This is a genomic window from Terriglobales bacterium (assembly GCA_035937135.1).
Taxonomy (GTDB): Bacteria; Acidobacteriota; Terriglobia; order Terriglobales; family Acidobacteriaceae; genus DASYVL01.
The window spans coordinates 1-4,857 of sequence record DASYVL010000041.1 but is presented as its reverse complement, the minus strand read 5'-3'; the positions used below and the strand labels follow the sequence as shown (position 1 = coordinate 4,857).

The 4,857-nt window shown below is 65.2% G+C and carries 7 protein-coding genes; all 7 read right to left on the bottom strand.

The annotated features are described in order from the left end of the window. Positions 1-463, bottom strand: a 463-nt coding sequence (locus VGQ94_02485; protein ID HEV2021371.1) for a TlpA disulfide reductase family protein, incomplete at its 3' end; no start/stop codon positions are given. Next, entirely contained in the window at positions 460-1,203 is a 744-nt protein-coding gene (locus VGQ94_02480) for a cytochrome c biogenesis protein CcdA (protein HEV2021370.1), read from the bottom strand. The genes VGQ94_02485 and VGQ94_02480, both read right to left, overlap by 4 nt. Before the next feature lie 103 nt (positions 1,204-1,306). Next, positions 1,307-1,702, bottom strand: coding sequence for a hypothetical protein (locus VGQ94_02475; protein HEV2021369.1), 396 nt, complete (start codon positions 1,700-1,702; stop codon positions 1,307-1,309). A gap of 84 nt (positions 1,703-1,786) precedes the next feature. Further along, on the bottom strand, positions 1,787-2,434 hold the full coding sequence (gene fsa / locus VGQ94_02470) for a fructose-6-phosphate aldolase (protein HEV2021368.1): 648 nt from the start codon (positions 2,432-2,434) through the stop codon (positions 1,787-1,789). After that, positions 2,431-3,210, bottom strand: coding sequence for a fumarylacetoacetate hydrolase family protein (locus VGQ94_02465; protein HEV2021367.1), 780 nt, complete (start codon positions 3,208-3,210; stop codon positions 2,431-2,433). Before VGQ94_02465 ends, fsa begins: the two co-directional genes overlap by 4 nt. Before the next feature lie 7 nt (positions 3,211-3,217). Next, a complete protein-coding gene (locus tag VGQ94_02460) occupies positions 3,218-4,348 on the bottom strand; it encodes a fibronectin type III domain-containing protein (GenBank protein ID HEV2021366.1) in 1,131 nt (376 codons plus the stop codon). 68 nt (positions 4,349-4,416) lie between these two features. Then, on the bottom strand, positions 4,417-4,857 hold a 441-nt coding region (locus VGQ94_02455), incomplete at its 5' end, for an HslU--HslV peptidase ATPase subunit (protein ID HEV2021365.1).

Genomic DNA, 4,857 nt, shown 5'->3' with positions numbered 1-4,857 from the left:
TGCGGTCGATGTAGAACGTGCCCGGGAGATACGGCACGCCGCCATAGGCGTCGGCCACCGAATCGCGCCCCATCACGATGGTGTAGTGGACGCCCATCTCCTTGACGAACTTCTCCACGTCCTCCTGGGAGTCGTCCATGGCCACGCCGATCACCACCAGCCCCTGCGACGCGTATTGCTTCTGCAACTCCTCGAACCACGGCATCTCGATCTTGCAGGGGCCGCAGTAGGTGGCCCAGAAGTTCAGCAGCACCGCCTTGCCCCGGTAGTCGGAGAGGCGGATGGTGCGGCCGTCGATCGAGTGCAACTCGAAGTCGGGGGCCTGCTGCCCGCGGACCTCGCCGACGAGCGCGTTCCCCTTCACGCCTCCAGGCCGCGGAGGCCCGGCCATGCGTCGCCCCATGTACAGCATGAAGGTCACCGCCAGAATCACGATCGCCAGCACGATTGCGTTTCGCTTCACAGGTACTTCTCCACCAAATCCTTGAATAGCGGAAGCTTGTTCATCCACGTCGCCAGCAGCGCGAACTGGCGGGTGAAGACCAGGGTCCCGATCATGATAAGCAGCACGCCGCTCGCGATCTCCACCGTCTGCAGATGCTTCTTGAAGCGCCCGTAGAAGGCGAGGAAGCGGTCGATGCCCAGCGAGGTCAGCAGGAAGGGCACGGCGAGGCCCATGGAATAGACGGCGAGCAGCAGGACTCCTTTTGCCACCGTGCCCTCCGCCGCCGCGAAGCCCAGGATGACGGTGAGGATGGGGCCGATGCACGGCGTCCATCCGAAAGCGAAGGCGAAACCCACCAGAAACGCGCCCAGGGCCGAGCGCCGCGGGTTCAGGTTGTGCAGGCGCTTATCGGCGTAGAGCCACTTGATCTTCACCAGGCCGGTCAGATGGAGTCCGAAGACGATGATGACGATGCCGGCGATCCGGATCAGCCAGGGAAAGTACTCGCGCACCACGCTGCCCAAGGTGGTGGCGACCGCGCCCAGCAAGATGAAGACCACCGAGAATCCCAGGATGAACATCAGCGAGCTGACCAGCACCACGCGCCGGCGATGGCCGCCCTCCTTCGACTGCAGCTCTTCCACGCCCACGCCGGAGACGAGCGAGACGTATCCCGGCACCAGCGGCAGCACGCAGGGCGAGAGGAACGACACCAGCCCGGCGAAGAACGCGGCGATGGGAAGGGGAAGACTGGACACGGCTCTCTGATTCTATCAACTTAGGTTTGGACGCGGGCCCAACCATGAGGTGCGTGCGGGCCGTAAGCACAGATGTGCGGCGCGGCGGAAGGTTTCGCCGTGGTCACTTTCGCAGCCCCGTCCAGCCCTCGGCGATGACGATAGAGTTGCCGGGATTCTGCGCGCCGTACTTCACCGATGCGGGCAAGCCGATGCGGCAGGAGTGCAGGTCCACCAGATGGCGCAGGTGAGCGACCTCCTGCGAGGCCTCGTAGGAGACTCCGGCCACGTCGTAGCGGTAGATGAGCAATTGCTGCATCCGGCCGCCCGCGCCGCGCTCTTCGTGGACGTCGAGCACCGTCCCGTCGGTGATGCGGCCCATGGCGTTCAGGCGCAGGCGGCGCTCGCGCTCGAGCTGCTCCGGAGTCTTGCGCCGGCTGCGCAGCCACAGGCCCGCGCCCGCCAGCAGCAGCACCGCAGCTGCAATGGCCAGGAGAGACGAGGCGGGAAAGCGGCCCATCGCGGATTGAATCATTGAGTCATTGGGTCATTGAAAACCGCGCATTGGTCCGGCAATGGCTCAATGAATCAATGGCCCAATGATTCAATCTTTCTTCGCCTTCTCCCAGTCTTTGAGGAACTGCTCCAGGCCGCGGTCGGTGAGGGGATGCTTGAACATCAGGTCGAGCACCTTCAAGGGCATGGTGGCCACGTGCGCGCCGGCTAGCGCCGCGTCCACTACGTGCAGCGGATGGCGCAGCGAGGCGGCCAGCACCTGCGTGGGATAGTTGTAGTTTTTGTAGATCTGGAGGATCTGGCGCACCAGGTCCATGCCCACGTGGCTGATGTCGTCCAAGCGGCCGACGAAGGGGCTCACGTAGGTCCCGCCGGCCTTGGCCACCAGGAGCGCCTGGTTGGGCGAGAAGCAGAGCGTGAGGTTGGTCTTGATGCCTTCCTGCGAGAGGCACTTGCAGGCCTTCAGTCCTTCGCGGGTGGTGGGCAGCTTCACCACCACGTTCTTGTGCCAGGTGACGTAGTCGTGCGCTTCCTTGCACATGCCGCCGGAGTCGGTGGCGATGACCTCGACGTTCACCGGGCCGTCCACCACCTTGCAGATCTCAAGGATGGTCTCCTTGAAGGGCTTGCCTTCCTTGGCGATGAGCGAAGGATTGGTGGTGATGCCGTCCAGGATGCCGAGCGAGGCGGCCTCGCGGATCTCGCTGAGGTTGGCGGTATCGAGAAAGAATTTCATGGAATGGCCACCCGGTTGCCCAGTGTTCCCACGCCCTCAACGCTGACTTCCACCACGTCTCCAGCTTGCAAGGGGCCCACGCCCGCGGGCGTCCCGGTGGAAATCACGTCGCCGGGAACCAGCGTCATCACGCCGGAGACGTACCGGATTATAGCATCGAGGGAAAAGATGAAATCGCGGGTGTTGCCGCGCTGGCGCACCTGGCCGTTGACCCGCGTCTCGACCTCGACGCCGCTCCAGGGATCGAGCTCGTCGCTCACCACGGGGCCGATGGGGCAGAAGGTGTCGAAGCCCTTGGCGCGGGTCCACTGGCCGTCGCGGTCCTGCAGGTCGCGCGCGGTCACGTCATTCACGCAGGTGTAGCCGCGGATGTAGGGGCGGACGTCGTCCTTCTCGCCGAGCTGTCGGCACTCTTTCCCGATCACCACGCCCAGCTCGCCCTCGTGGTCCACGCGCTGGGAGACTTGCGGCCGGCGAATCTCCGCGCCCGGGCCGATCACAGAAGAAGGCGGCTTGAGGAAGATGAGCAGCTCCGCCGGCACCTCGTTACCCAGCTCTTTGGCGTGCTCGCGGTAGTTGCGCCCGACGCAGACGATCTTCGTGGGCGTGACGGGCGCGAGCAGTTTCGTCTCGACCAGCGGGAAATGGACCATCTGTGCGCGATGCGGCTCGGCAGCGAAGGGATCGAAGATGGGCGTGATCACCTCGCGCCCGTTGATGGTCTCAATCAGCCCGTAGCAACCACCAGACTCGGACTGGAAGCGGCAGTACTTCATGGGAAACTCAGGGCTGCGGGACCGTCTCGCTCTCCTCTTCCGAGCGCCCACTTTCGTTGTTGCGAAGATCCACGGCGGAGACCGAGTAGAAATAAGTGTGGCCGGCGGTGACGTTGGGGTCGCGGAAGGCGGGGGTCTTCACCAGCTCGGCGTTGATTTTCTGCGGCTGCGCATCGCCTTCGCGGCGATAGACGTTGTAACCGGCCAGATCAGCCTCGCCGTTCAGCGTCCAGGTAAGGTCGATGAAGTTCTGGCCGCCCCCGGAGGAAGCCACCGCCTGCACTGCCGTGGGCGCGGCGGGCGGGAAGACGTCGTGGACGGACACCTCGGCGGGCGGCGAGTCCTCGCCTTCCACCTCCACACTCTGTCCCTCGGCGGTGGACCGGGTCACCGTAGTCACCCAGTACAAGTAGGTTTTCTCCCACTCCGTGCCGGTGTCCCGGACGTTGAGGTTGGGCTGGGCGAGCCTGGGCGATGCAAACGCGTTCTCGATGGGAACGATTACCGCGGCGGCGGTGGGCCGCTCCTTGTCGCGCCGGTAGAGCCGGTAGCTGTAGGCGACCGGCGATCGCGCTTTCATCGCCTCGGGCAGCAGCAGCGACTCGCCTTGCTTGTCCGCGGGCACCACCCAGGAGAGCACGGGGCCTTCCGCCGTGACCTGGCTGAAGAGCTGGCCGGGCGGCGGCAGCGTGGGCGTCAGCGGCACGCGTACCTGATTCGAGAGGCCGGCGCTGCGTCCGCGGGCATTCACCGCTTCCACCGTATAGACGGCAAAGCCCGTGGGATTCTGCTCCTGAAGCTCGCGCGGCAGCGTATCCGTGAAATTGGCGGCGCCGGCGGCAGGCGCCTGGCCCGCCGGCACTTCGGCTACAGGCGAGCACTCCATCGCAGCCGGTGGGGCGGTGGCGCGGCAGACGCGCGCGGTGCCGGCTTCCTTGATGCGCAGCTTGTCGGTGGTCTCGCGGGGCGCGGTCCAGTTGAGCAGGACCCTGTCTCCCTTGCGTGCCGCCCTCAAGTCCGCGACCGGCTTGGGAAGCTCGAGCGAGGGCGGCTGCGGGTTGCCCTGCGCGCCGCAGCCGGTGAGCAGCGCCAGCGCCGCAACCGTCAGCAGGGCGGAGAAATAGCGTGTGAATTGCATGCGAAGTGCAACAGACTAACAGAAGGATTCCGTTTTCGCACGGGCGGGTCGCCCGTGCCTACGTGCGATTACAGGATGTAGCGGGAGAGGTCCTGGTCCTTGACGATGTCGGCGAGCATCTTGCGCACGTAGTCGGCGTCCACGGTGACCTCGCGGGTCTTCATCTCGGGAGCATCGAAGCTGATCTCATCCAGCACGCGCTCCATGATGGTGTGCAGGCGGCGGGCGCCGATGTTCTCCGTGCCCTCGTTCACCTTGAAGGCGAAGTTGGCGATCTCGTCCAGGGCTTCGCGGGTGAACTCGAGCTTCAGCCCCTCGGTCTCGAGCAGTGCGGTGTACTGCTTGACCAGCGACGACTTGGGCTCGGTGAGGATGCGGATGAAGTCCCCGATGGTCAGCGACTTCAGCTCCACCCGGATGGGGAAGAGGCCCTGCAGCTCGGGGATGAGGTCCGAAGGCTTCGACACGTGGAAGGCGCCGGCGGCGATGAACAGGATGTGGTCGGTGCG

Excerpts from the sequence above, each read along its gene's own strand:
- VGQ94_02460 (HEV2021366.1), bottom strand. The coding sequence starts at position 4,348 with ATGCAATTCACACGCTATTTCTCCGCCCTGCTGACGGTTGCGGCGCTG.
- VGQ94_02465 (HEV2021367.1), bottom strand. The coding sequence starts at position 3,210 with ATGAAGTACTGCCGCTTCCAGTCCGAGTCTGGTGGTTGCTACGGGCTG.
- fsa (HEV2021368.1), bottom strand. The coding sequence starts at position 2,434 with ATGAAATTCTTTCTCGATACCGCCAACCTCAGCGAGATCCGCGAGGCC.
- VGQ94_02475 (HEV2021369.1), bottom strand. The coding sequence starts at position 1,702 with ATGGGCCGCTTTCCCGCCTCGTCTCTCCTGGCCATTGCAGCTGCGGTG.